This window comes from Candidatus Methylomirabilota bacterium (assembly GCA_035709005.1).
Lineage (GTDB): Bacteria > Methylomirabilota > Methylomirabilia > Rokubacteriales > CSP1-6 > 40CM-4-69-5.
Genome location: DASTFB010000055.1, coordinates 1 through 22,497, shown reverse-complemented (window position 1 = coordinate 22,497; position 22,497 = coordinate 1). Strand labels below are relative to the sequence as shown.

Sequence of the window (22,497 nt, the reverse complement as noted above, 5' to 3'; positions counted from 1 at the left end):
CCCTTTCCTTGTGGCCTCCAGGGCCGTCCTCCTCCTCCTCCTGGCGGCGGGGCTGGCCCTCGGAGGGTGCGTTGGGGAGTCGTCGGCGCCGGGGGTCACCACGCTGGTGTTCAAGCACTCGCGCATCCTCGGGCCCAGCGATCCGATTCCGACACTGCTCCGTCAATTCGAAGCCGAGCATCCGGGGCTCCGGGTCAAGAGCGAGTCGCTGCCCTGGACGTCCGACGATCAGCACCAGTTCTACGCCATCAACCTGGAAGGGGGCAGCCCGGGGTTCGACGTGATGATGCTCGACGTCATCTGGGTCCCGGAGTTCGCCCGGGCCGGGTGGCTCCTCGATCTCACGCCGCGGCTGGCCCCGGGCGAGACCGACCCGCACTTTCCGTCCGCCGTGGCGGCGGCGACGTACGACGGCCGGGTGTGGGCCCTGCCCTGGAACATGAACGTGGGGATGCTGTATTTCCGGACGGACCTCCTGGGCCGATACGGGTTCGAGCCCCCGAAGACGTGGGACGAGCTGGTCCGCCAGGTGCGGCACATCCGGGCCGCCGAGGGCGATCCGAAGCTCGAGGGCTACCTGTGGCAGGGCAAGCAGTACGAAGGCATGGTGGTGAACGTCCTGGAGGCGTTCTGGGCCAACGGCGCCCGGCTCCTGGGCGAGGACGGACACCTGTTCCCGCAACCCGAGGAGGCGGCGGAGGCGCTCGCGTTCCTGCGCAGCCTCATCGAGACGCGGATCAGCCCGGCCTGGATGACCGCGGCCGACGAGGAGCTCAGCCGTCGCGCCTTCGGTGAAGGCCACGCCATCTTCCTGCGCAACTGGCCCTACGCGCTGAATCTGTTCGAAGCGCCGGACTCCCCGGTGCGGGGCAAGGTGGGCATCGCCGCGCTGCCGCGGCACCCCGAGGGCGACGCCGGCTACGGCTCCACCGGGGGCTCACACCTGGGAATCTCCCGGCACACCGCCCACCCCGAGGCGGCGCTGGCGCTCGTCCGCTTCCTGACGAGCGAGCGCGCCCAGCGAGCGATGGTCTCCGGAGCCGCGCTCTACCCCAGTCGCCAGGCCGTCTATCACGATCCGGAGCTCACGCGCGACCACCCGCGGCTGCCGCAGATCCACGGGCTCATGCTGGCCGGCCGCCCCCGACCCGTCACGCCGTATTACCTGGTGCTGTCCACCACGCTGCAGCCGGAGTTCTCGGCGGTCCTGGTCGGCCTCAAGCCTGCGCAGCGGGCGATCCGCGAAGGGCGTCAGCGGCTCGAGCACTTCCTCGGCGCCTTGCTGTGACTGCGGGCCAGCGCGCGCGCCGACGCCGGGGCCTGCTGCTGGTGGCGCCCGCGCTCGCCGTCCTCCTGCTGCTCACGGGATACCCCAGCCTCTACGTGCTCTGGCTCTCGCTCCAGCATCGCGTCCCGGTGTTCGGGATCGCCGAGTTCGCCGGCCTCGGCCACTATGCGTTCCTGGCGCAGGACCCGCGCTTCTGGAGCGCGGTGAGGACCACCGGACTGTTCACGGTCGCCTCCGTGCTCCTCGAGCTGGGCCTGGGCCTGCTGGTCGCGCTGGCGCTGCAGGCCCGGCCGCGCGGGCGCCGGCTCGGCCTGTCCCTGCTCCTGCTGGCCTGGGCGATGCCGGCCGTGGTCACCGCCAAGCTCTTCGAGTGGCTCTACCACCCGTCGGCCGGCCTCGTGAACGTCGTGCTGGGCGGCTGGGCGCTCAACTGGCTGGGCGATCCGCGGCTCGCGCTGCCGGCCGTGATCCTCTCCGACGTCTGGCGCACCATGCCCTTCGTGGCGATCCTGGCCTACGCGCGATTGCTCTCGATCCCCGCCGAGGTCTACGAGGCGGCGCAGATGGACGGGGCTGGGCGCCTGGGAACGCTCCGGCACGTCACGCTTCCGCTCCTGCGCCAGATCGTGATGATCGCCGTGCTCTTCCGGACGCTCGACGCCGTGCGGGCCTTCGACATCATGTACGTGCTGACCGGGGGCGGCCCGGCCAACGCCACCGAGACGCTCACCGTCTACGCGTATCGCAGCCTGTTTCAGATGCTCCAGCTCGGTTTCGGCTCGGCCATCGGCATGATTGTCTTCGCCCTGGTCATGACGGTGGCCTGGGCGTATCTGAGGCTCCTCCGCCGCGAGGGCGTGGTGACGTGAAGCGGCTGGTCCACGCCCTGCCCGACGCGCTCGTCCTGCTCGGCCTGGCCGCCTACGCGGTGCCGTTCTTCTGGCAGCTCCTGACCTCGTTCAAGCCGGAAGCCGAGCTGCTCCGCCTGCCGCCGCTCTTACCCACGCGGCTGACGCTCGATCACTATCGAGTCGTGCTCGAGCAGAGCCTCATTCCCCGGGCGCTGGCCAACAGCTTCGGCATCGCCAGCCTCACCACGCTGCTGGCGCTGGCGCTCGGCGTGCCCGCCGCCTATGGCATCGCCCGCCTGGCCGTGCCGGGCAAGAACCTCCTGCTCCTGGCGATCGTGGGGAGCACGGCCTTTCCTCAGATCGCCACGGTCAGCCCCCTCTACCTGATCCTCCGCTCGCTGGGGCTGCGCGACACCTGGATGGCGCTCGTCCTGGCCCATACGTCATTCGCGCTGCCGTTGACCATCTGGCTGCTGGCCGGCTTCATCCGGGAGATCCCGCACGCCCTCGAGGAGTCCGCGGCCGTGGACGGGGCGAGCACGACGCAGACGCTCGGCCGGATCGTGCTGCCGCTCCTGGCCCCTGGCCTGGCCTCCACGGCGCTCCTCACGTTCCTGTTCAGCTGGAACGAGTTCCTGTTCGCCTACACGTTCACCGCGACCGAAGCGAGCCGTACCGTGCCCGTGGCCCTCGCCCTCTTCCCCGGCGTGTACGAGGTCCCGTGGGGAGACATCGCGGCCGCCTCGATGCTGGCCAGTCTTCCCCCCATCCTCATCGTGCTCGTCCTGCAGCGGCACCTCGTGCGCGGGCTGCTGGCGGGCGCAGTCCGCGAGTGAGTTGCATGAAGGCCATCGTGCTGCGCGAATTCGGGCCGCCCGAGGTGCTACGGCTCGAGGAGATCCCCACGCCGGCGCCCGGCCCGGGCGAGGTGGTGGTCCGGGTGCAGGCGGTGTCGGTGAACCGGACGCTCGATCTGGCCGTCCGCGCCGGGATCTACGCGACGCCGGTCACGCTCCCTCACGTCCTGGGCGTCGATCCGTCCGGCGTGGTGGCCGCCGTCGGCCCCGGCGTCACCGCCCGCAACGCCGGCGATCGCGTCGTCACCATGCAGCTCCTGCAGCCGGCCACCGCGACGGCGGGTCCGGTGCTGCTCGGCGTGCACGCCTGGGGTGGTTACGCCGAGTACGTCAAGGTGCCGGTCGCGGTCACGCACCCGATTCCCGACGGCGTCGACTTCGTGACGGCCACGGTGGTCGCGCGCCACGCCCCCGTCGCGCTGACCATGCTGCGGGACGACGCCCGGCTCGGCGCCGGCGAGTGGGTGCTGGTGATGGGCGCCGCGGGCGGGCTCGGGGCGGCCGGCGTCCAGCTGGCCAGGAGCCTGGGGGCCAGGGCCATCGCGGCGGCCGGCGCCGACGAACGCGTCCGGGCCGCCGTCGATCTCGGCGCCGAGGCCGGCATCAACTACCGGACGCAGGACCTGACGGCCGAGGTCCGGCGGATCACCCACGGGCGGGGGGTCGATGTCGTCTTCGAGAACATCGCCGACGCCGAGCTCTTCCCCAGGGCCCTGGCCTGCCTGGCCCGGGGCGGACGGCTGATCACCGCGGGTGCTCACGGCGGCGGGACGGTCCCCCTCGACGTGAAGCACCTGTACCTGAACTCCATCACGGTCATCGGCTCGGTCGGGCGCATCACGCCGGAGGATCTCGAGCGCAGCCTGCGCGCCGCGGCCGACGGCCGCTATCGCGTGCTCGTCGACCGCGTGCTCCCGCTGGCCGAGGCGGCGCTCGCCCACCGGATCGTCGCCGACCGCTCGGGGACGGGGAAGGTCGTGCTCCGACCCTGAGTCAGGGGCTCACGTGGCCCAGGAACTTCTGCGGCGGATCGGTGCCCCACTGGCTCCGGAGCGCCTCGTGCGCCGGCAACAGGTTGGAGCCGCTCTTCGCGTTCAGGCGATCGGTGTCCGCCCACCGCTCGTGCGTCCGGCGCCACGGGTCGGCCCAGTAGTCGTAGACCTGGCTGCCCAGCAGGTGCCGGCCGACCCCCCACATGTGCTCGTACTTCCCGAGGCGCATCAGATACTCGTGATCCTTGAACACCGCGTCGATGTCCGGGACCTCGAACGACAGGTGGCTGAGGCCCGCCCGCTCGTTGTGCACGCAGAAGAAGACGTGGTGATCGACGTACTCGTCACCGCGGTCGCAGCGGTTGAACGAGCCGATGAGGTTGTCCTTGTCGCCCGCATAGACGTCATCCGAGCAGAGGAACCCCAGCGTCTCGCGGAACCACTGGACCGTCTCCCGCACCTTCGGCGAGCCCATCACCCCGTGGCCGATGCGCTTGATCGGCGCCGGTGAGGTCGACAGCCGCATGAGCTTGCCCGGACGCCGGAGCGGCTCGGCGCCCGTGTTCATGGGATCCCGCTCCACGGCAACCGGCGCCAGTCGCTCGATGCCGTACACGACCTCGATCTGGTAGCCGTTGGGCTCGCGCAGCCGGACGCGCTGGCCTCCGCCCGGCTCGTCCATCTTCTCCACCGCCGAGGCCCCCGGCGCCCGGGCCACCCGGTGCAGGTCCTCCTCGCTCGCCGCGTAGTACGCGAAGCCCACGAAGGCCGGATCGCCCTTCTCCGTCACGTGGAGGTGGTGAGGCGGGTCGGTGCCCCGCATGTAGAGCGCGGTATTCGTCCGGGCCGATCGGATCATCCCGAAGTGAGTCAGGAACTCCTCCATGACGTCCAGGTCCGGCGCCCGCAGACGCCCGTACGCGAGGTCGGTCACTTTGATGAGTGGCATGATCGTCTCCTTCAGTGTGTGGTGTGGCTCTGCGTGCCGGCGGCCCGGCCGTCGACCCCGGCCAGGCGCTTGGCCAGCGGCGTGTTGCGGCTGCGGCCCACGCGCCCCTCGCCGTCGATGATCACGCACGAGATGCCGGGAATATCGCCGCGGGCGATGGCCTCGAAGGCGTCGCGGGCCAGCGAGGCGGCCGGGGCGTCGCAGACGAGAAGGTCGGCCGGCGCCCCCACGGCGATGGTCCCCGTGCCGGACGCCAGGCGGAAGGCCCGGGCGTTGTTGCCGGTGGCCAGCGCGATGGCTTCGGCCGGGGCCAGATCGCCGAGCGAGGCCAGCTCGCAGACGCTCTTGAGCACCCCCATCGGCATGACGCCCGTCCCCGTGGGCGTGTCGCTGGCCACGCAGAGCCGGGGCAGCGCGCCCACCTCGCGGCAGCGCTTCAATATATAGAGCGCCGAGCGGAGGTTGCCCGCCTGCACCACCTGCAGGGCCATGTCGGTCTCCCGGATGATCGCGTCGAGCCCCGCCTCGTCCAGCGAGGTGGTGCCGCCGTTGACGTGGCCGCACACGTCGGGCCGCAGCTGCAGCAGGATCTCGTGGCTGATGGGGCTCGAGCCGGGAATCGAGGTCCCGCCGCTGTGCGACATGACGCAGAGCCCGTGCTTCTGGGCCCGCCGCACCTCGGGGGCGCCGTCTTCGGGCCGGGCGTAGCCGCCGAAGCCGTACTTGGCGTGACGGACGCCGTGCCTCGCCATCTCGGCGAAGTCGTCGTCGGTCAACCCGGGCTCCAGCACCACCGAGCCGGCATTCACCTTCATGCCGTTGGGACGGAAGTGCTCGAAGCACTTGGCGGCGGCGATGGCCAGGGCCTTGACCGCCGCCGGATCGTGGGGCCGGCCCGGCGCGTGCACGCCCTCGCCGGCCGAGACGACGGACGTGATGCCCCCGTGCACGTAGGAGTCGAGGAAGTCCACCGTCTTCTGGCGCGGCGTGTAGTCGCCCAGCACCACGTGGCAGTGCGAGTCGATGAGGCCGGGCATCACCGTGGTGCCCCGGCAGTCCACGACGACGTCGGCCGCGCTGGCGCCCGTCCGCGCGGCGGCGCCGATGGCCGCGATGCGCCCGTCCTCCACCAGGATGGCCTCGGCCTCCAGCCGGGGCGCCGTCAGGATGCCGGTGGCCAGGGCGCCGACGTTGACCAGGCCCAGCGAGGCCATCAGGGCTCGCCCAGGCAGTCGTCCACCACGGCCCTGGCCGCCTGCCAGTCGTAGGCCTTGAACATCCGCCGGTTCACCACCGGCTGGGAGGCCGAGTAGAACATCTCGTACTGCAGCTGCCGTCCGGCGAACTCGGTGCCGACGAAGTCCCAGACCAGCTTCAGCAGCTTGACGCGCTCGCGGGCCCCGGCCGCGGCCGACTGGTAGTAGCGCTCGGTGTCGGCCCGGGTCTCGGCGCCGAGGAAGGCCGCCTCCGAGGACGGCAGGGCCTGGAAGGCGCCCCCGGCCAGCTCGCGCAGCGTGCGCATCATGTCGACGATGAGCCGGCGCTGCAGGGACATGCCGGCATAGATGTACTGCGGGTGCGGCCGGGCCACGCCGTCGGTGACGAGCGGGAAGCGCTCGGCCGCCGCCACCAGCGCGTCGAAGGCCGCGCACAGCGCCGCGATGTCGCCGCCCAGCGTGGCCTGCACGCCGGGGTCGCCCTCGGCTCGCTGCACTTCGGCCAGCCGCACGGCCAGGCCGGCCAGGAATTCGAGCTTCACGCCGAAGCGGACGAGGGACTGGAAGTTCGCCGTGGCGTGCGAGGGCGTCTCGTGGAACTGCGCGTTCACCAGCTCCACGTTCCGGTAGATGAACAGCTGCTCCCAGGGCACGAGCACGTCGTCGAAGACCACGGTGGTGTCGACCTCGTCGAACCGGGCCGAGAGCGGATAGTCGAAGGTGCTGGTGGCGGTGGTGGCGTAGGGCCGGCGCGGGTACAGACGCAGTCCCGGGGCATTCATCGGCACGACGAGGGAGATCGCGTAGTCCTCGTCGCCCGGAACGAGCGGCGTGATGTAGGAGAGGAACAGCCAGTCGGCCATGGTGGCCGAGGTCGCGATGGCCTGGGCCCCCCGTACCACGATGCCGGCGTCGGTCTCCCGCACGATGCCCGGATGCAGGAAGGGCTCGGGATGGCGATGCGCCGGCTGGGAGCGGTCCACCTGGGGCGGCACGATCGCGTAGGCCAGGTAGAGATCCTCGTCCCGGGCCCGCTCGTAGAAGCGCACCACGCTGTCGCCGAAGCGCCGGCCGCCCCGGTCGAAGAGCTGCCGCCAGGACGCGAAGGCCGTGAGCACGCAGGCGACGTGGTCGGGGGTGCGCCCCATCAGGCCGTAGGACGGCTCGGCCCAGAACCGGTGCACGCGGCGGCGCGCGGCCAGGTCGTCGGGGGAGCGCGGGACGAGCCACATGTGACTGTGACGCGTGCCCGCTGCGTCGGCGAACGTGAGCGTGGGGTCGCTTGCCGCGGCGTGGGCGCGGTCGTACGTCCGGCCGATCCGGCGGATGGGCTCGGCGAAGGCCGGGTGCCCGGTGACGTCCTTCACCCGCTCGCCGTCCAGGAACACCGCCCGGCCGTCCCGCAGGCTGGCGACGTAGGCGTCCCCGGTGCGCATGGCGGGCCCACCTTGCCACAGCGCGCCGGCAATGACAAACTCCCCCGCCCCTCAGCGGGACGGCGTCCCCTTCTCCGCGTAGCTGACCGCCAGCCCGGCAGTGGCGTCGGCCTGGATGCCCCAGGGGGGAATCGGGTACCTGAGGCCGTTGCGGTCCAGGGCGGCCAGACCTTCCAGCACTCGAGGCAGGTAGTGCGGCGGCAGCGCCATGAGCAGCTCGTCGTCCGCGACGCCGCCGTAGCGCCGCTCGGCGTAGCAGGGAATCGTCAGCGACGGCTCGCCCGTGCGCAGCGCCCGGCCCCAGGAGTCGGCGCACGCCGACTCGCCCACCGACGTGAACGACAGCTTCCGGTAGCCCGACCACTGCAGGCCGTTGATGAAGAAAATCATCTGCCCCGGCGTGCCGTAGACGAGGCAGATGTCGGGCGGGTCCAGCCGCCCGGACGTGAGCGGCGAGACGGCCATGGCGGCGTAGCGGCCGTGGGGCACGCAGTCCATGGCCCGCTGGTGGGCGGCGGCGTCCTCCACGGTCTGGAACCACACGCCGGCCATGCGGCGGCCGGAGAGCCACTCCTCGTCCTGGGGATGCAGTCCGATGACCGCGCCGCACTGCGCCCCGACCAGGTCGGCCATGGTGATGCCGACGGTCCAGCCGAGCTGACGGGCCTGGGCCACGATCTGGTCGGTCGTGTGCTTGCGCGTGGGCCGGCGGATGCGGGGAATCGCCTCCATCGCCTCCTGCGTCTCGAACAGCTTCATGCCCACGGGGATCGATCTCAACCGGAGGTAACGGTTCAGGCCGGCGACGATCGCCTGCCAGTCGTAGCGCTCGCTCATACTCCCTCTCCTCGTGCGACGGCGTGGTCGATGGGCAGAGGCTAGGGCAGCGCCCGACCCCGGTCAAGCGCACGCGTCCGGATCGCGGCGCGGCGGCGTAGTAGAATCCCCCGGCGTGGACGCCTGGCTCGAGACCTACCGTGGCGTCGTCTACCGCTGGGAAGTCGACCACAACGACCACCTGACGGTCGCCTACTACTTCGCGCGACTCGGCGACGCGACGCTGGCGCTGCTCGACGCCCTGGGCCTTCCGCCGGAGAGCAACGGGCAGAGCTGGGTCACCGCGGACTGCCACGTGCGCTACGTGCGCGAGCTACGGGCCGGCGACATCATCCACGTGAGCAGCGCCCTGATCGCCGTGGAGCCGGACGGTCTGGTGGCCGGCCACAAGCTCACCGACACCGGCACCGGGGAGGTCGTCACGACGTTCGAGCAGCGGCTGCGCCTGACCGGCCGCGACGGCGCTCCCGCCTCGCTGGCGGCGGCCGACCGCGAGCGGCTCCATGCCCGGCGAGCCGACTGGGACGGGCCGGCGCGCGAGCGCCGGGCGCGCCCCAAGAGCCTGGACGGCCTGCGCGAGAGCGCGCGGGACACCATCCGGCCGTGGGAAGCCGGGGGCTCGCTGCCCGGCGCGCTGGCCGCCTATGTCCACCGATTCTCCGCCGCCAACTCGCACGTGGCGGCGGCCTTCGGACTGACGCCGGGCTACATGCGCCAGCACCGCCGCGGCTTCTCGACGTTCGAGTTCCAGTTCGGCGCCGCCCGCGCGCTCACGCGAGGGACGCTGGTCACCGTCCGCTCAGCCGTGACGCACGTGGGAACGTCGTCGCTGCGGTTCTTCCACGTGATGAGCGACACGCGGACGGGCGCGGAGCTGGCGACGCTCCACCAGAGCGGCGTTCACTTCGATCAGGACGCGCGCCGGCCGGCTCCGCTGCCCGCCGGGCTGGCCAGCCGGGCCCGCGCGCTGCTCGTGCCCGCCGAGCTCTAGCGCGTGATAGCCTTGCCATCCGGGGAGACGCCATGCCGCCGGCCCAAACCGTAGCGCTCGACGAGCTCCGCGTGCTGGTCATCGTCGACAACGAGACCGACACGCTCTCCAGCGTGGACGAGGGGCTGCCGCAGCTCTCCGAGCTCGCTCACCTGGAACCGCGGATCCCGACGAGCCTGGTGCACGAGGGCCACCCCGGCAAGGTGATCATCGATCGCCAGTGCTGGGCCGGGCACGGCTTTTCCGCGCTGGTGACCGGCCGTCGCGGTGACGAGGAGCACACCGTGCTCTTCGACGCCGGGCCGTACCCCGAGCTGTGGACGGCGAACGTCCGAAAGCTGGGCGTGGACCTGACCAGGGTCGAGGCCGTCGTGCTCTCGCACTGGCACTTCGATCACAGCGGCGCCCTGCCGACCGCCGTGGCGGCCGTGACCGAGGCCCGGCGGCGCGCCGGGCTCGCCGATCCGGTGGTCGCCGATCTGCACCCCGATCGCCCGGACCAGCGCGGAACCGAGCTCCCCACCGGTACGATCCGCCTGCTCGTCCCCGAGCCGACGTTCCAGGCGATCGAGGCGGCCGGCGCCCGCGTGGACCGGCAGGCCAAACCGCACACGCTGGGTGCGGGCTTCTTCTACGTCAGCGGCGCCATCGAGCGGGTGACGGCATACGAGCAGGGCCTGGTCGGCCATCTGAGCTTCCGCGACGGCAGGGGCCAGCCCGATCCGCTGATCCTGGACGAGCGGTTCCTGGCCGGGCAGGTGCGCGGCCGCGGCGTCAGCGTGCTCTCGGCCTGCTCCCACGCCGGGATGGTCAACGCCTGCCTGAGCGCCCGCGACGCGTTCGGCGGCGCCCCCCTGGACCTGGTGCTCGGCGGCTTCCACCTCAGCGGCAAGGCGATGGAGCGCCGCATCGAGGCGACGGTGGGCGACCTCGACCGGCGGGTGCGGCCGCGCGTGGTGGCGCCGGGACACTGTACGGGCTGGCGCGCCAAGGCGGCCCTGGCCCAGGCCTTCGCGCCCGGACGGTATGCGCCGAGCGCGGTCGGCGCGATGTACGTGCTGAAGGGAGAGTGACGAGCCATGCTGAGCCGACAGGACAACGAGTTGTTGACCCGCGTCGGGCCGGGCACGCCCATGGGCCAGCTCATGCGTCAGTACTGGATCCCGGCGCTGCTCTCGACGGAGCTGGCGCCGGGCGGCCGGGTCAAGCGCGTCAAGCTCCTGGGCGAGGACCTGGTGGCGTTCCGTTCGCGCGAGGGCGGCGTGGGGCTGCTCGGCGAATCGTGCTCGCATCGAGGCGCCTCGCTCTTCTTCGGCCGCAACGACGGGGACGGCCTGCGGTGCGTGTACCACGGCTGGCGCTTCGGCGCGGACGGCCGGTGCCTGGAGATGCCCAACGAGCCGCCGGAGAGCGGCTTCCCGGACAAAGTCCGCCATCCCGCCTACCCGTGCGCCGAGCGCGGTGGCGTCGTCTGGACGTACATGGGGCCGGCCGATCCCCCGCCGGCTGTGCCCGACCTCGAGTGGGCGCTGGTCCCCGACGAGCAGCGCTTCGTCTCGAAGTTCTACCAGGAGTGCAATTATCTGCAGGGGCTCGAGGGCGGGATCGACCCGTCCCACATCTCGTTCCTGCACGGTGTGCTGGACGCCGGCGACGACGCCCTGCGCGGCGAGCTGGACAAAGCCGCGGCCGGGTTCGCGCTGGCCGCGCAGCTCGAGCGGGCGCCGCGCGTGGAGGTGGCGGACGCCGACTACGGCATGCTGATCGCCGCCGGCCGCGAGACCGGCGCCGGGATGTGCTACTGGCGCATCACGCAATTCCACATGCCGTTTCACACCCTGCCCCCGACCGATCCCACCCCGGACCCGCTCATGCACTCGCACGTCTGGGTGCCGGTGGACGACGAGCACCTGGTGAACTGGTGCATCTCCTGGCACGGCGCGCGGCCGTTGACGGCCGAGGAGCGAGCGGCGTTGGGCGCCGGGCTCAGCATCCACATCCTGGATTACGCGCCCGCCACCAGCGAGCCGTACGGCGACATCCGGCCCCGCGCCGATCGGCGCAACGACTACGCGATGGATTGGGCGGCGCACCAGGGCCGCAAGTTCTTCGGGGTCCCCGGCGTGGGCGCCCAGGACAAGGCGATCACCGAGAGCCAGGGGCCCGTGTACGACCGCACCCGGGAGCACCTGGGAAAGGCCGACATCGCCATCATCCGGGTGCGCAAGTGTCTGCTGGACGCGGCGACGGCGCTGCGCGACCGGCGGACGCCGCCGCCGGGGACGGACGCCGCCTCGTTCCTGATCCGCCCCGCCTCGGTGCTGCTACCCAAGGACGTGCCGTGGCTGGAGGGCGCCAGGGCCCACCTCGTCGCCGGCGTCAGCGGATGCCGAGCTCCGCGAGGAAGCTGAGCGTCGCCCGGCGGCACTCGTCCGGCTTCTGGATCTGCAGCATGTGGCCGGTCCCCGGGATCGCCTCGTACACGTAGCCGAAGTCCTCGGCCAGCGCCCGGTTGGCGAAGGCGGGACCCGGGGCGCCGGGGACCGTCGGGTCGGCGGCGATCAGCTTGACCGGCCCGCCGTAGGCGTCGGCGGGCGGCCAGAGGTTGAGGGTCATCGCCTGCAGGTAGATCGAGGCCTCCAGCTCCCGCGGGCAGGCCAGCACCCAGCCGGCGTCCGCGTCGCCGCGGCGCAGGACGGCCCGGGCCATCAGCTCGTGGGCGCCGGGCACCCAGTTGGCGTGGGCGCGCGTCTCCGCGTACTGCCGGGCCAGCTCCGACGGCTCGGCGAAGCGGTCCGGCCGGCGCATCGCCCAGTCGGCGAGCCGGTGCTCGAAGACATCCATGAGCTCGTACGTGCGATGGCCGGGAGGCGGCACGTTGGGGGGATCGAACAGGATCAGGGCCTGCCAGGGGAAGCCGAGCTCGAGGGCGTGCTTCATCGCCGTGCGGGCGGACATGGAGTGGAACACGCCGACGCACGGCTTGCCGCTCCAGCGCGCGCCGACCTCGCGCACGACCCGGTCGAGGTCGAGCGTCATCTGGGCGTACGTGTGGCCGTCGCGCCCGGACGCGGCGGGCGGATTCTGACCGTGGTTGCGGAAGTCGAAGACGACGATCTCGAACCGGTCGGTGAGGGGGCCCCAGAACGGGTAGTACCCGTCGATCGCGAAGCCGTTACCATTGGACATGACGAGCCGCACGGCGGCCTCGCTCCGCCCGTGACGGCGGACACGGATGCCAGCGCCGTCGCCCATGACGAGGTCGAGCGTCTGGGCCGGGGGCGGGACCGCGATCCGCATCGGCCGGCGACTGTAGTGGACCGGCGAGCGCGCTGTCAAACCGACGGTTGACGAGGCCGTCGCCGGACGGTATACCCTCGCCAGCCCCTCAGAGGACGACCCCATGAGCGATTTCGGGATCGGTCAGCCGGTACGGCGCGTCGAGGACCAGCGCTTCGTCACGGGCCGCGGACGGTACGTCGACGACGTCACGCTGCCGCGCCAGGCCTACGCCGCGGTCGTGCTCTCCCCGCATCCCCACGCGCGCATCGCGCGCATCGACCTGTCCCACGCCATGACCGCCGACGGCGTGCTGGCCGTGCTGACCGGCGCCGACGTGGTGGCCGACGGCCTGGGCGGCCTGCCCCCGCTATTCATGCCCGAGGACCGTGGCGGCCCCAAAGGGCACCGGACCTTCCGGCCCATCCTCGCGGCCGATCGGGTACGCCACGTGGGCGATCGGGTCGCCTTCGTGGTGGCGGAGAGTGCCGCCCAGGCGCGCGACGCCGCCGCGCTGGTCGAGGTGGAGTACGAGCCGCTGCCCGCCGTCGTGGACGTGGAGGATGCGGTGGCCGACGGGGCGGTGCGCGTCTGGGACGACGCCCCGGGCAATGTGTGCGTGGAGCTCCGGATGGGCGACGAGGCGGCAACCGCCGCCGCCTTCGCCCGGGCCCCTCACGTGGTGTCGGTGCGTCTCGAGAACAACCGCATCTCGGCCAACGCGCTGGAGCCGCGGTGCGCGCTGGGCGCCTGGGACCCGGACGGCACCGCCACCCTCTACACCAGCACGCAGAACCCGCACGGTGTCCGCACCACGATCGCCCAGCGGGTCTTTCGGCTGCCGGAGACGAAGCTCCGCGTGATCGCCCCGGACGTCGGCGGAGGGTTCGGCATGAAGGGCGACGGCTATCCCGAGGACGCGCTGGTCCTGTGGGCGTCGCGGCGCTGCGGCCGGCCGGTAAAGTGGACGGCGACGCGATCGGAGAGTCTGCTGGGCGACGCTCACGGGCGCGACCAGGTCGTGTACGGCGAGATGGCGCTGGACGCCCAGGGCCGCATGCTGGCGATCCGGGCCCGGGCCCTGCAGGGCTTCGGCGCCTACGTGGCCGGCGCCGCCGTCGCACCGCTGCTCTTCTCCGTGCAGCTGGTGCCCAGCGCCTATGCCGTGCCGGCGGTCTTCCTCACCACCCGGGCAGTCTTCACCCACACCTCGCCGACGGCGCCCTACCGCGGAGCCGGACGGCCGGAGGCGGTCTATCTCACCGAGCGATTGCTGGATCGGGCGGCCCTGGTCACCGGCATCGACGTCGTCGAGATCCGCCGGCGCAACTTCATCCGGCCCGACGCCATGCCCCACCGGATCCCCACGGGCCTCACCTACGACAGCGGCGAGTTTGCCCGGATCATGGATCACTGTCTGGACCTGGCGGACTGGAAGGGCTTCCCGGCGCGGCAGGCGGCGAGCGGGCAACGGGGCAAGCTGCGCGGACGCGGACTGGCCTTCTCGCTCGAGGAGAGCGGGGTCTTCAACGAGCGCATGGAGCTGCGCTGCGACCCCTCCGGTACCGTCACCATCGTCGCCGGCACCTTCTCGCACGGGCAGGGCCACGCCACCGTCTACGCGCAGATGGTCTCGGAGTGGCTGGGCGTGCCGTTCGAGAGCATCCGCTTCGTGCAGGGCGACACCGACCAGGTCCCCTTCGGCCGGGGCACCTACGCCTCGCGCAGCTCCATGGTGGGCGGCAACGCCCTGCGGGCGGCCACGGACGCGCTCATCGAGAAGGCCACCCGCGTGGCCGCGCACCTCCTGGAGGCCGCGCCCGCCGACATCGCGTTCTCGGCAGGCGCCTTCCGGGTGGTGGGCACCGATCGCGCGATGCCCTTCGCGGCGGTGGCGCGCGCGGCCTACGCGCCGGCGGGGCCGCTGGCCGAGCTCGGCATCGGTCTCGAGGCCAGCGGCAGCTTCGGCTCCGAGCCGCCGAACTTTCCCAACGCGGCGCACGTGGGCGAGGTCGAGGTCGATCCGGAGACGGGCCAGGTGCGGCTGGAGCGCTATACCATCGTGGACGACGTCGGCCGCGCGCTCAATCCCTTGATCTGCGAGGGACAGCTCCACGGCGGCCTCGCCCAGGGCATCGGCCAGGCCCTCTTCGAGCACGTCGTGTACGACCGCTCGTCCGGACAGAACCTGTCGGCGACCTTTGCCGAGTACTGCATGCCGAGAGGCGACGATCTGCCGGCCTTCACGGTGGCCCTGGCCGAGATTCCTTGCAAGACGAACCCTCTGGGCGTGAAAGGGCTGGGCGAGGTCGGCTCGGTCGGGGCGCCGCCGGCCGTCATCCTCGCGATCCTGGATGCGCTACGCCCCCTGGGAGTGGAGAGCATCGACATGCCGGCGACATCCGGTCGCGTCCGCGAAGCCATCCGGCGCGCGCAGGCGGCGCGGCCGCCCGCCGCCTGAGGCTCGGCCTCCCGACGCTGGCCGCACCCCGCATCGGCGCGCCGGCATGCGGCGCGCCTCAGCGCAGGCCGATCTGCCGGGCGACGGTCTCCAGGTGCAGCGCGGTGTCGCCGAAATCCACGCTCGCCGCCTGGATGCGCTTGTGGAGCAGGTGCAGGGGGTGCTCCTCGCAGTAGCCGATGGCGCCGAAGATCTGGTGGGCGCGGCGCGCGACCGCCAGGCAGGCCTCGCCCGCGTACGCCTTGGCCGTGGCCACGTCGAGCCCGGCCTCGAGGCCTTCGCTCACCTTCCAGGCGGCGACGTGGAGCAGTCCGCGCGAGGCATCGACGTCGCGCACGAGATCCGCGCAGGCGTGCTGGATCGCCTGGTAGCCGCCGATGGGGCGGCCACCCTGCACGCGGGTCCGAGCGTGCTCCACCGCCAGGTCCAGCACCCGCTGGGCCGCGCCGACCATCTCGGCCGTGCGTGCCAGGGCGCCGGCGGTCAGCGCCGCGGCCAGCGCGCCCCGGCCGCGCCCAGGCGCGCCCAGCTGGTCACCCGCGTGCACCTCGACCGCATCGAAGATCACCTCGAACGTCCTCTCACCGCTGAGCGTGTCGAGGGGCAGCCGCGCGATGCCGGGGCGGTCGGCCGGTAACAGGAGCAGGTCGCCGCCACCCAGGACCACGATGAGATCGTCGGCCACGTGGGCATCCCTGACGAACAGCTTGGTGCCGGTCAGGCGGCCGGGCGCCTGGCAGCGCAGCGCCAGAGCCGTCGGATCGAACGACCCGTCCTCTTCGACGAGCGCCATCGTGGCGATCCGTTCCCCTGTGGCCATGGCCGGCAGCAGACGCCCGCGCTGCTCGACGCTGGCGGCGGCGACGAGCAGCGAGGTGGCCACCACCGCGCTCGTCACGAACGGGCTCGGCAGCGCCGCCCGTCCCATCTCCTCCACCAGCAGGATCACGTCGAGCAGCGTGCCGTCGCTGCCGCCGAGGTCGCCGGGGATCAGCAGTCCCGGCCAGCCCAGCTCGGCCATCCGGCGCCAGAGCCCCTCGTCGAATCCGCGCGTGTCCAGGGCCAGGCGCTGGGCTGTCTCGGGCGGACAGTGCTTGCCCAGAAAGTCCCGGGCGGTAGCGACGAGAAGCTGCTGGGCCGGGGAGAGGGTGAAGTCCATGCTCAGGCCCGCGGCTCGGCGGGCAGGCCCAGACCGCGCACGGCGACCGTCGTCCTCAATATCTCGGCGGTGCCGCCGGCGATCGTGTGGCCCAGGCTCGTCAGGTAGTCGTGCGCGATGCGGCCGCCGAGCCGGGCCCGGCGCGATCCTGTGCGGAGCGGCCCCCACGGCCCCAGCAGGTCCATCCCCAGGCGCGCGAGCTTCTGGCCCAGCTCGTCGGCCATCACCTTGGCAACCGCGGTCTCGTACGTGATCGGCGCGCCGTCGCGCAGCAGGCAGGCGGCGCGGTAGAACAGCGTGCGCAGGGCGGCGATCTCGGTGGCCAGGCCGGCCAGCCGGCGCCGCACGACGGGATCGCGCGCCAGCGGCGCGCCGTTCACGACGGTCGTGTTGGCGTACTCCACGAGCTGATGGAGCGCCCGCTCCAGGGCCGGGGCCTTGTAGTAGCGGCCCCAGAAACGATCGGAGTCGAGGCCGTTGAGCAACGCCTGGAAGCCCTCGCCCTCGGGACCGAGCATGAGGTCGGCCGGCACGCGGACGTCGTCGAGAAACACCTCGTAGTGGTAGACGTCGCCGGTGAGGCTGCGAATCGGCCGGATGTCCATGCCGGGCGTGCCGTTGGGGATCACGAACATGGTGAAGCCGCGGCTGCGGCGGGCCTGGCGGCTCGTGCGCGTGAGCACGAGGCCGTGGGTGGCGATGCCGGCGTGGCTCGACCAGATCTTGTGGCCACGGATGATCCAGTGCTCTCCGTCGCGCCTGGCCTCGGTGGTGAGGGAGAGGAGATCGGAGCCGGCGCCAGGCTCGCTGTAGCCCTGCCAGAACGTCGCCTCGCCCCGCGCGATGGCGGGCAGGACCTCGCGCCGCAGCCGCTCGGTGCCGTACGCGATGATCGCCTCGGCCGTCTGCCAGCAGCCAGCCAGGGGACCGAACGGCGCGCCGGCCCCCGCCAGCTCCTCCAGCAACACCAGCTTGAAGAACAGCGGGCGCTCGGCGCCGCCGCAGGCGCGGGGCCAGGTCATGGCCAGCCAGCCGCGGGCCCCCAGGGCCTCGAGGAAGGCGCGCGAGTGGGCGCCGGAGCCGTAGCCGGCGTCCATGCCATCGAGGGGGAAGCGCGCCGCGGGGTGCTCGGTCGCGAAGCGGCGGACCTCGTCGCGGAAGGCCTGCTCGTCGCGGGTGAACCCGAACTCCATGCTAGCTCGTCATGGCCTCACGAGAGCGAAAAGCCGTAGAGCCGGGCGGCATTCTCGCAGACGATCTTGCGACGCGCGTCGGCGGGCAGGTGCCCCAGCTCGCGCTCGATGTACTCGCGCGAGTCCGGCCAGACGCCGTCGGGGTGCGGGAAGTCCGAACCCCACATGACCTTGTCCGCGCCCAGCTCGTCCAGCAGCTTGACCCCGATCGGGTCGGTCTGGTACGTGGCCCAGCACTGGCGCCGCCAGTAGTCGCTGGGCGGCATCTTCAGCGACAGGTCCTTGAACTGGTCCTCCCACTCGGCGTCCATCCGCCAGAGCACGTAGGGGATCCAGCCGATCCCGGCCTCGCCCAGCACCAGCCTCAGCCGCGGGTAGCGCTCGAGCGCGCCGCCGAAGACCATCGAGGTGAGCACGTTGGCCATATTGATCTGGAAGGCGGTGAGGTTCACCGCGAACGCCGCCCGCGCAACCGGCAGCTCGACGGCCGGCGCGTCAGGCAGCGCGGCGCGGGTGGGGTCGGAGCCCAGGAGGACGATCTTCCGGATGTGGTCCGGCGTGTAGCCGCCCACCGTGTGGAAGTGCAGCGGCAGCCCGGTGGCATTGACGGCCTCCCACAGCGGGTTCCAGTACGGGTCCCACAGCGGCTTGAGGTCGGGCGAGTTGGCGATGTCGAGCCCGCGTAGTATGCCGCGCTTGGCCACGCGCTCCACCTCGGTGATGGCGGCGTCGACGGGATGGTTGGGGATGGAGGCCAGGCCCGCGAAGCGCTCGGGATGCGTCGCGCAGAAGTCCGCCAGCCACTCGTTGTAGATGCGCATCACCTCCACCGACGCCTCGGGGTCGTTGAGCCGGCTGCTGGCGCCGAGTACGCCGTAGAGGACCTCGGCCTGCACGCCGTCACGGTCCTGGTCCTTGATCCGGAGCTCGGGATCGGTGAGGCGGCGGATGCCCCGCCGGCCGTCCTCGTAGAGCCCGGTGGCAGCCATGCGATCGGCCCGATGGATCTTGCCCGGGACGTACTGTCGTCCGGCCGAGCCCATCCCGTTGACGTGCCCCAGGTTGGCGCCCTTCTTCGTCGTCCACACGGGCCCGGCCGGCCCGTCAGTGACGTACGGCATGCGCTCGCGCATCTCGGGCGAGGCGTTGGTGGTGAACAGATCAGGCGGCAGCCAGCACAGGTCGACGTGGCAGTCGGCGGAGATGAGCTCGTAGCGCATACAGGGCTCCTTTCCCCGGGTCGGGAGCCCGAGTATAGCGCCGCCCGGGCCCTCTTGCCCCCGGTCAGCGCCGCGGCCTAAGCTTTCGGTGCAAGGGGGAACGGGTATGTCACTGACCTACTCGCTCGGGGCCTTCGTCGCCGGACTGACCTACGACCGGATCCCTGCCGAGGCGGTGCGGGTGGCCCGCATGGGGTTCATCGACTGCACCGGCACGATGATCGCCGGCCGCAACGAGGCCGCGCCTCAGATCCTCCGCCGCACGCTCGATGTCGGCTCGGGCGGCCCGGCGACGCTGTACTTCAGCGCCTTGCGGGCCCCTGCCCCCGAGGCCGCCTGGATCAACGGGACGGCGGGGCACGCGCTCGACTACGATGACGTTGCGCTGCGGGGTCACCCCAGCACCGTGCTGGTTCCCGCGATCCTCGCCGAGGGCGAGGTGCTCGGCGTCTCGGGCGAAGACTTGCTCACCGCGTACCTCGCGGGCTACGAGGCGTGGGCGGAGCTCGTCTGGCGGGAACGCGGATTCCACCACGTCAAGGGCTGGCACCCGACCGGCATCTTTGGCCCGATCGGCGCCGCCGCGGCCTGCGCCTCGCTGCACAGGCTCGACGCGACCCGGGCGGCGATGGCCATCGCCCTCGGGGCATCACAGAGCGCCGGACTGATGGCGAACTTCGGCACGATGACGAAGCCGTTTCATGCCGGCCGCGCCGCGCACGCCGGACTGCTGGCCGCGCGGCTCGCCGCCGCGGGATTCACCGCCCATCTCGACGCGCTGGAGCACCCGCAGGGGTTCCTGTCGGCCACCTCGCAGCACGGCGAGGTCGACCGCTCCACCGAGCCGGCCTCGCTCGGCAAGGAGTGGCGCATCCTCACCGAAGGGCTCTCGATCAAGAAGTATCCGACGTGCTATTGCACGCATCGGGCGATCGACGGCGCCCTCGCGCTCTTCAAGAGCCACCCCGTCGACCCGGAGGAGGTCCGCGAGATCCGCGTCGCGATCAGCGACCGCTTCGCGACCATCCTGCGCAACCACCGCCCCAGGACGGGTCTCGAGGCCAAGTTCAGCATGGAGTTCGCGATGAGCAGCGCGCTCGTCGCCCGCCGTGTCGGGCTGCCCGAGCTCAGCGACGTGTTCGTCCGGCGGGATGACATCCAGGCGATGATCGAGCGCGTCGCCATCGACACGACGACCGAGTACGACACGGACAACTCCGGCGCCGCGCCCTTCGACCGGGTGACGGTGACGCTCGACTCCGGCCGGAGCCTGCAGGGCCCGCAGGTCCGCCGCGCCACCGGCCACGCCGACGTGCCGCTTTCGGATGCCGAGCTGTTCGAGAAGTTTCAGGGCTGTCTCGAGGCCGGCGGCGCCGGCCACCAGGCCAGTACTCTGTTCGACCGGCTGATCACCCTCGAGAAAACCCGGGCGCGGGAGCTCGCAAGCCCGGCCTGAGGGGGGAGCGCACATGGCGAGCAAGGAGATTGCCGTGACTCGTGAACAGGACTTCCACCAGCGGATGCACGCTGCCTACCTCTACGGCCTCTGGGAGCTCGCCAGCGAGATGACGCGGCACCCCCAGCCCAGAGCCGTCCCCTACCTCTGGACGTCATCGCTGCTGGAGTCGCTGGTGCGAGAGTCGGGAGAGGTCGTGCCGGTCGGAGAGGAGCGCCGGGCGTTGCAGCTGTTCAACCCCGGCCTCGATGGCCGATGGGCAACGACCAACACCATGATTGCCGCCGTCCAGCTCCTCCTGCCGGGCGAGGTGGCCCGTGCCCACCGTCATACGCCGACGGCGATCCGCTTCATCATGGACGGTGAAGGCGCCTACACCGCCGTTGACGGTGAGCGTGTCTACATGATGCCCGGCGACCTCATCCTGACGCCGAGCTGGACGTGGCACGATCACGGCAACGAGACCGACAAGCCGGTGGTCTGGATGGACGGTCTCGACGTCCCCCTGGTGCAGGCCCTCAACGCCATGTTCTTTCAGCTCTACGACCAGCCCCGGGTGCCGCTGAGCAAGCCGAACAACGCCTCGGCTCAGCTCCACGGCCATGTCGGCCTGAGCCCGACCTGGGTGAAGGAGCGACAGCTCTCCTCGCCACTGCTGCTCTACTCCTGGGCGAAGACGTGGCCGTCGCTGGCTGCCCTGCGCGACGTGGAAGGCGACGAGTACGACGGCATCGCCCTCGAGTACACGCACCCCCAGACCGGCCGCTCCCTGCTGCCGACGATGGCCTGCTGGATTCAGATGCTCCGCCCTGGCCAGCGATTGAAGGCCCACCGTCACACCGGCAGCGCCGTGTACTACGTCGTCCAGGGCGCCGGGGAGACGATCGCCGACGGCTGCCGCTTCGCCTGGGGCCGGGGCGACATCCTGGCGCTGCCGGCCTGGGCCCTCCACGAACACGCGAACGTGTCCACGAGTGACCCTGCCGTGCTCTTTTCCATCCAGGACCGGCCGGTCCTGGAGGCCCTGGGCCTGTACCGCGAAGAGCCGTTCGTAGAGAACGGCGGCCACCAGACGGTGATTTCGACCTTCAAGGCCTGAGGGTCGTCGGCGTGAGCCCCGACCCGAGCCTCCTCGCAGGCCTCACCGTCCTCGACTTCTCGCGCGTCCTGGCCGGTCCCTACTGCACGCGCCTGCTCGCCGACCTGGGCGCTCGCGTGATCAAAGTGGAGCGCCCCGCCGAGGGCGACGAGGTGCGCCGGGGCGCGGCCCAGCTCGTCGAGGTCCGGAACGATCAGAGCAGCTACTTCATCCGCATCAACGTCGGCAAGCTGGGGGTCGCCATCGACCTGGCCCAGCCCAAGGGCCGAGAGGTCGCCCTCGATCTGGTCCGGGTGGCCGACGTGGTCGTGGAGAACTTCGCCCCCGGCGTCATGACCCGGCTGGGCTGCGACTACGCGACCGCCTCGGCCATCAAGCCCGACCTCGTCTACTGCTCGATCTCGGGGTTCGGCCAGACCGGGCCGCTGGCCTCCATGACAGCCTTCGCCCACATCATCAACGCCATGTCGGGGCTGATGGACCTGGAGCGCGAGCCCGATCCGCACCCCCGGGTTTCCTACCTGCAGGCGGCCGACGTGCTGGCTGGCACCCACGCCTTCGGCGCCATCCTGGCCGCGCTGTTGCGCCGGAACCGGACCGGCGCTGGCGCCTGGCTGGACGTCTCGATGCTCGAGTGTCTGGTGTCGGCCGAGGACGTGACGTTCGGCAGCGTGCTGAACGGCGGCCCCGTCTGGCCCGGGCCGCGCCCCGGCATGATCGTGCACCGGATCGGCCAGCGGGAGCTCGCCATGCAGACGGTCGGCGCCCCGCAGCTGTGGTCGCGGCTGCTCGGATTGATGGGGCGGCCGGAGCTGAACGACGATCCGCGCTTCGCGACGCCGATCGCCCGGCGCCAGAACTGGCCGGCCCTGCGCGAAATCATCGTCGACTGGCTCGGCCGCTTCGCGAGCGTGGACGAGGCGGTGCAAACGCTCACGCGCGCCCGCCTTCCCGCGGTCCCGGTGCTGTCTCCCCAGGAGGTGATCGAGCACCCGCACATGATCGCCCGCGGCGCCTTCGCCGAGGTGCCGCATCCGGCCCGCGGCCGCGTGCGGGTCACGGCGACGCCGGTCCGGGTCGACGGGCAGGCGCCCGGCCCGCGCGGCCCCGCGCCCTACCGGGTCGGTGAGCACACGCACAAGGTCCTCACCGAGATCCTGGGCTACGCGCCGGAGCGGATCGACGAGCTCTGCACGCTGGGGGCGATCGAGA

Annotated in this window: 19 protein-coding genes; 11 read left to right on the top strand and 8 right to left on the bottom strand. The window is 71.8% G+C overall.

Annotation, left to right across the window (positions count from 1 at the left end; genetic code table 11):
* Nucleotides 1-10: 10 nt before the first annotated feature.
* From VFR64_08370 to VFR64_08355, 4 genes are read left to right on the top strand one after another with little or no spacing between them, the layout of a single operon-like run.
* Nucleotides 11-1,288, top strand: a complete 1,278-nt coding sequence (locus tag VFR64_08370; GenBank protein ID HET9489752.1) for an ABC transporter substrate-binding protein — start codon at nucleotides 11-13, stop codon at nucleotides 1,286-1,288.
* Nucleotides 1,285-2,157, top strand: a complete 873-nt coding sequence (locus tag VFR64_08365) for a sugar ABC transporter permease (protein HET9489751.1) — start codon at nucleotides 1,285-1,287, stop codon at nucleotides 2,155-2,157. The genes VFR64_08370 and VFR64_08365 overlap by 4 nt, the downstream gene beginning before the upstream one ends.
* Entirely contained in the window at nucleotides 2,154-2,975 is an 822-nt protein-coding gene (locus VFR64_08360; GenBank protein ID HET9489750.1) for a carbohydrate ABC transporter permease, read from the top strand. Before VFR64_08365 ends, VFR64_08360 begins: the two co-directional genes overlap by 4 nt.
* A 5-nt stretch (nucleotides 2,976-2,980) precedes the next feature.
* On the top strand, nucleotides 2,981-3,988 hold the full coding sequence (locus VFR64_08355) for a zinc-binding dehydrogenase (GenBank protein HET9489749.1): 1,008 nt from the start codon (nucleotides 2,981-2,983) through the stop codon (nucleotides 3,986-3,988).
* 1 nt (nucleotide 3,989) lies between these two features.
* Here VFR64_08355 and VFR64_08350 read toward each other — a convergent pair whose 3' ends face one another.
* The 4 genes from VFR64_08350 to VFR64_08335 are packed head-to-tail and all read right to left on the bottom strand — an operon-like array spanning nucleotide 3,990 to nucleotide 8,427.
* Entirely contained in the window at nucleotides 3,990-4,937 is a 948-nt protein-coding gene (locus tag VFR64_08350; protein ID HET9489748.1) for a catechol 1,2-dioxygenase, read from the bottom strand.
* Nucleotides 4,938-4,948: 11 nt separating this feature from the next.
* Nucleotides 4,949-6,151 carry an amidohydrolase family protein gene (locus VFR64_08345; GenBank protein ID HET9489747.1) on the bottom strand — a complete coding sequence of 401 codons (1,203 nt, stop codon included), beginning with the start codon at nucleotides 6,149-6,151 and terminating at the stop codon, nucleotides 4,949-4,951.
* Nucleotides 6,151-7,590 carry a 4-hydroxyphenylacetate 3-hydroxylase N-terminal domain-containing protein gene (locus tag VFR64_08340; GenBank protein HET9489746.1) on the bottom strand — a complete coding sequence of 480 codons (1,440 nt, stop codon included), beginning with the start codon at nucleotides 7,588-7,590 and terminating at the stop codon, nucleotides 6,151-6,153. Before VFR64_08340 ends, VFR64_08345 begins: the two co-directional genes overlap by 1 nt.
* 51 nt (nucleotides 7,591-7,641) lie before the next feature.
* Nucleotides 7,642-8,427, bottom strand: a complete 786-nt coding sequence (locus VFR64_08335) for a DUF169 domain-containing protein (protein ID HET9489745.1) — start codon at nucleotides 8,425-8,427, stop codon at nucleotides 7,642-7,644.
* Nucleotides 8,428-8,542: 115 nt separating this feature from the next.
* Here VFR64_08335 and VFR64_08330 point away from each other — a divergent pair, with 115 nt between their 5' ends.
* The 3 genes from VFR64_08330 to VFR64_08320 are packed head-to-tail and all read left to right on the top strand — an operon-like array spanning nucleotide 8,543 to nucleotide 11,829.
* Nucleotides 8,543-9,418 (top strand): acyl-[acyl-carrier-protein] thioesterase, encoded by an 876-nt coding sequence (locus VFR64_08330; protein HET9489744.1) that lies wholly within the window; start codon nucleotides 8,543-8,545, stop codon nucleotides 9,416-9,418.
* Nucleotides 9,419-9,450: 32 nt separating this feature from the next.
* On the top strand, nucleotides 9,451-10,491 hold the full coding sequence (locus tag VFR64_08325) for an MBL fold metallo-hydrolase (protein HET9489743.1): 1,041 nt from the start codon (nucleotides 9,451-9,453) through the stop codon (nucleotides 10,489-10,491).
* Nucleotides 10,492-10,497: 6 nt separating this feature from the next.
* The gene (locus VFR64_08320; protein HET9489742.1) at nucleotides 10,498-11,829 is read left to right on the top strand and encodes a Rieske 2Fe-2S domain-containing protein; all 1,332 of its coding nucleotides are present in this window, start codon (nucleotides 10,498-10,500) and stop codon (nucleotides 11,827-11,829) included.
* On the opposite strand, the gene VFR64_08315 is transcribed toward VFR64_08320, so the two are convergent.
* Nucleotides 11,798-12,718, bottom strand: a complete 921-nt coding sequence (locus tag VFR64_08315) for an alpha/beta hydrolase (GenBank protein ID HET9489741.1) — start codon at nucleotides 12,716-12,718, stop codon at nucleotides 11,798-11,800. The two genes, VFR64_08320 and VFR64_08315, sit on opposite strands and share 32 nt — an antisense overlap.
* Before the next feature lie 103 nt (nucleotides 12,719-12,821).
* Here VFR64_08315 and VFR64_08310 point away from each other — a divergent pair, with 103 nt between their 5' ends.
* Entirely contained in the window at nucleotides 12,822-15,158 is a 2,337-nt protein-coding gene (locus tag VFR64_08310; GenBank protein ID HET9489740.1) for a xanthine dehydrogenase family protein molybdopterin-binding subunit, read from the top strand.
* A gap of 58 nt (nucleotides 15,159-15,216) precedes the next feature.
* Here VFR64_08310 and VFR64_08305 read toward each other — a convergent pair whose 3' ends face one another.
* The 3 genes from VFR64_08305 to VFR64_08295 are packed head-to-tail and all read right to left on the bottom strand — an operon-like array spanning nucleotide 15,217 to nucleotide 18,730.
* Nucleotides 15,217-16,317 carry an acyl-CoA dehydrogenase family protein gene (locus VFR64_08305; GenBank protein HET9489739.1) on the bottom strand — a complete coding sequence of 367 codons (1,101 nt, stop codon included), beginning with the start codon at nucleotides 16,315-16,317 and terminating at the stop codon, nucleotides 15,217-15,219.
* Between the two features lie 2 nt (nucleotides 16,318-16,319).
* Nucleotides 16,320-17,510: an acyl-CoA dehydrogenase family protein gene (locus VFR64_08300; GenBank protein HET9489738.1), complete on the bottom strand. Its 1,191-nt coding sequence runs from the start codon at nucleotides 17,508-17,510 to the stop codon at nucleotides 16,320-16,322.
* A gap of 17 nt (nucleotides 17,511-17,527) precedes the next feature.
* Nucleotides 17,528-18,730, bottom strand: coding sequence for an amidohydrolase family protein (locus VFR64_08295; protein ID HET9489737.1), 1,203 nt, complete (start codon nucleotides 18,728-18,730; stop codon nucleotides 17,528-17,530).
* Nucleotides 18,731-18,836: 106 nt separating this feature from the next.
* Here VFR64_08295 and VFR64_08290 point away from each other — a divergent pair, with 106 nt between their 5' ends.
* From VFR64_08290 to VFR64_08280, 3 genes are all read left to right on the top strand, one after another.
* Nucleotides 18,837-20,186, top strand: a complete 1,350-nt coding sequence (locus VFR64_08290) for an MmgE/PrpD family protein (GenBank protein ID HET9489736.1) — start codon at nucleotides 18,837-18,839, stop codon at nucleotides 20,184-20,186.
* Between the two features lie 34 nt (nucleotides 20,187-20,220).
* Entirely contained in the window at nucleotides 20,221-21,285 is a 1,065-nt protein-coding gene (locus tag VFR64_08285; protein ID HET9489735.1) for a cupin domain-containing protein, read from the top strand.
* Nucleotides 21,286-21,296: 11 nt separating this feature from the next.
* Nucleotides 21,297-22,497 (top strand): CaiB/BaiF CoA-transferase family protein (locus VFR64_08280; protein HET9489734.1); only part of this gene is annotated, 1,201 nt, incomplete at its 3' end.

Excerpts from the sequence above, each read along its gene's own strand:
- VFR64_08305 (HET9489739.1), bottom strand. The coding sequence starts at position 16,317 with ATGGACTTCACCCTCTCCCCGGCCCAGCAGCTTCTCGTCGCTACCGCC.
- VFR64_08335 (HET9489745.1), bottom strand. The coding sequence starts at position 8,427 with ATGAGCGAGCGCTACGACTGGCAGGCGATCGTCGCCGGCCTGAACCGT.
- VFR64_08325 (HET9489743.1), top strand. The coding sequence starts at position 9,451 with ATGCCGCCGGCCCAAACCGTAGCGCTCGACGAGCTCCGCGTGCTGGTC.
- VFR64_08310 (HET9489740.1), top strand. The coding sequence starts at position 12,822 with ATGAGCGATTTCGGGATCGGTCAGCCGGTACGGCGCGTCGAGGACCAG.
- VFR64_08340 (HET9489746.1), bottom strand. The coding sequence starts at position 7,590 with ATGCGCACCGGGGACGCCTACGTCGCCAGCCTGCGGGACGGCCGGGCG.
- VFR64_08300 (HET9489738.1), bottom strand. The coding sequence starts at position 17,510 with ATGGAGTTCGGGTTCACCCGCGACGAGCAGGCCTTCCGCGACGAGGTC.
- VFR64_08320 (HET9489742.1), top strand. The coding sequence starts at position 10,498 with ATGCTGAGCCGACAGGACAACGAGTTGTTGACCCGCGTCGGGCCGGGC.
- VFR64_08350 (HET9489748.1), bottom strand. The coding sequence starts at position 4,937 with ATGCCACTCATCAAAGTGACCGACCTCGCGTACGGGCGTCTGCGGGCG.
- VFR64_08315 (HET9489741.1), bottom strand. The coding sequence starts at position 12,718 with ATGCGGATCGCGGTCCCGCCCCCGGCCCAGACGCTCGACCTCGTCATG.
- VFR64_08345 (HET9489747.1), bottom strand. The coding sequence starts at position 6,151 with ATGGCCTCGCTGGGCCTGGTCAACGTCGGCGCCCTGGCCACCGGCATC.
- VFR64_08290 (HET9489736.1), top strand. The coding sequence starts at position 18,837 with ATGTCACTGACCTACTCGCTCGGGGCCTTCGTCGCCGGACTGACCTAC.
- VFR64_08355 (HET9489749.1), top strand. The coding sequence starts at position 2,981 with ATGAAGGCCATCGTGCTGCGCGAATTCGGGCCGCCCGAGGTGCTACGG.
- VFR64_08295 (HET9489737.1), bottom strand. The coding sequence starts at position 18,730 with ATGCGCTACGAGCTCATCTCCGCCGACTGCCACGTCGACCTGTGCTGG.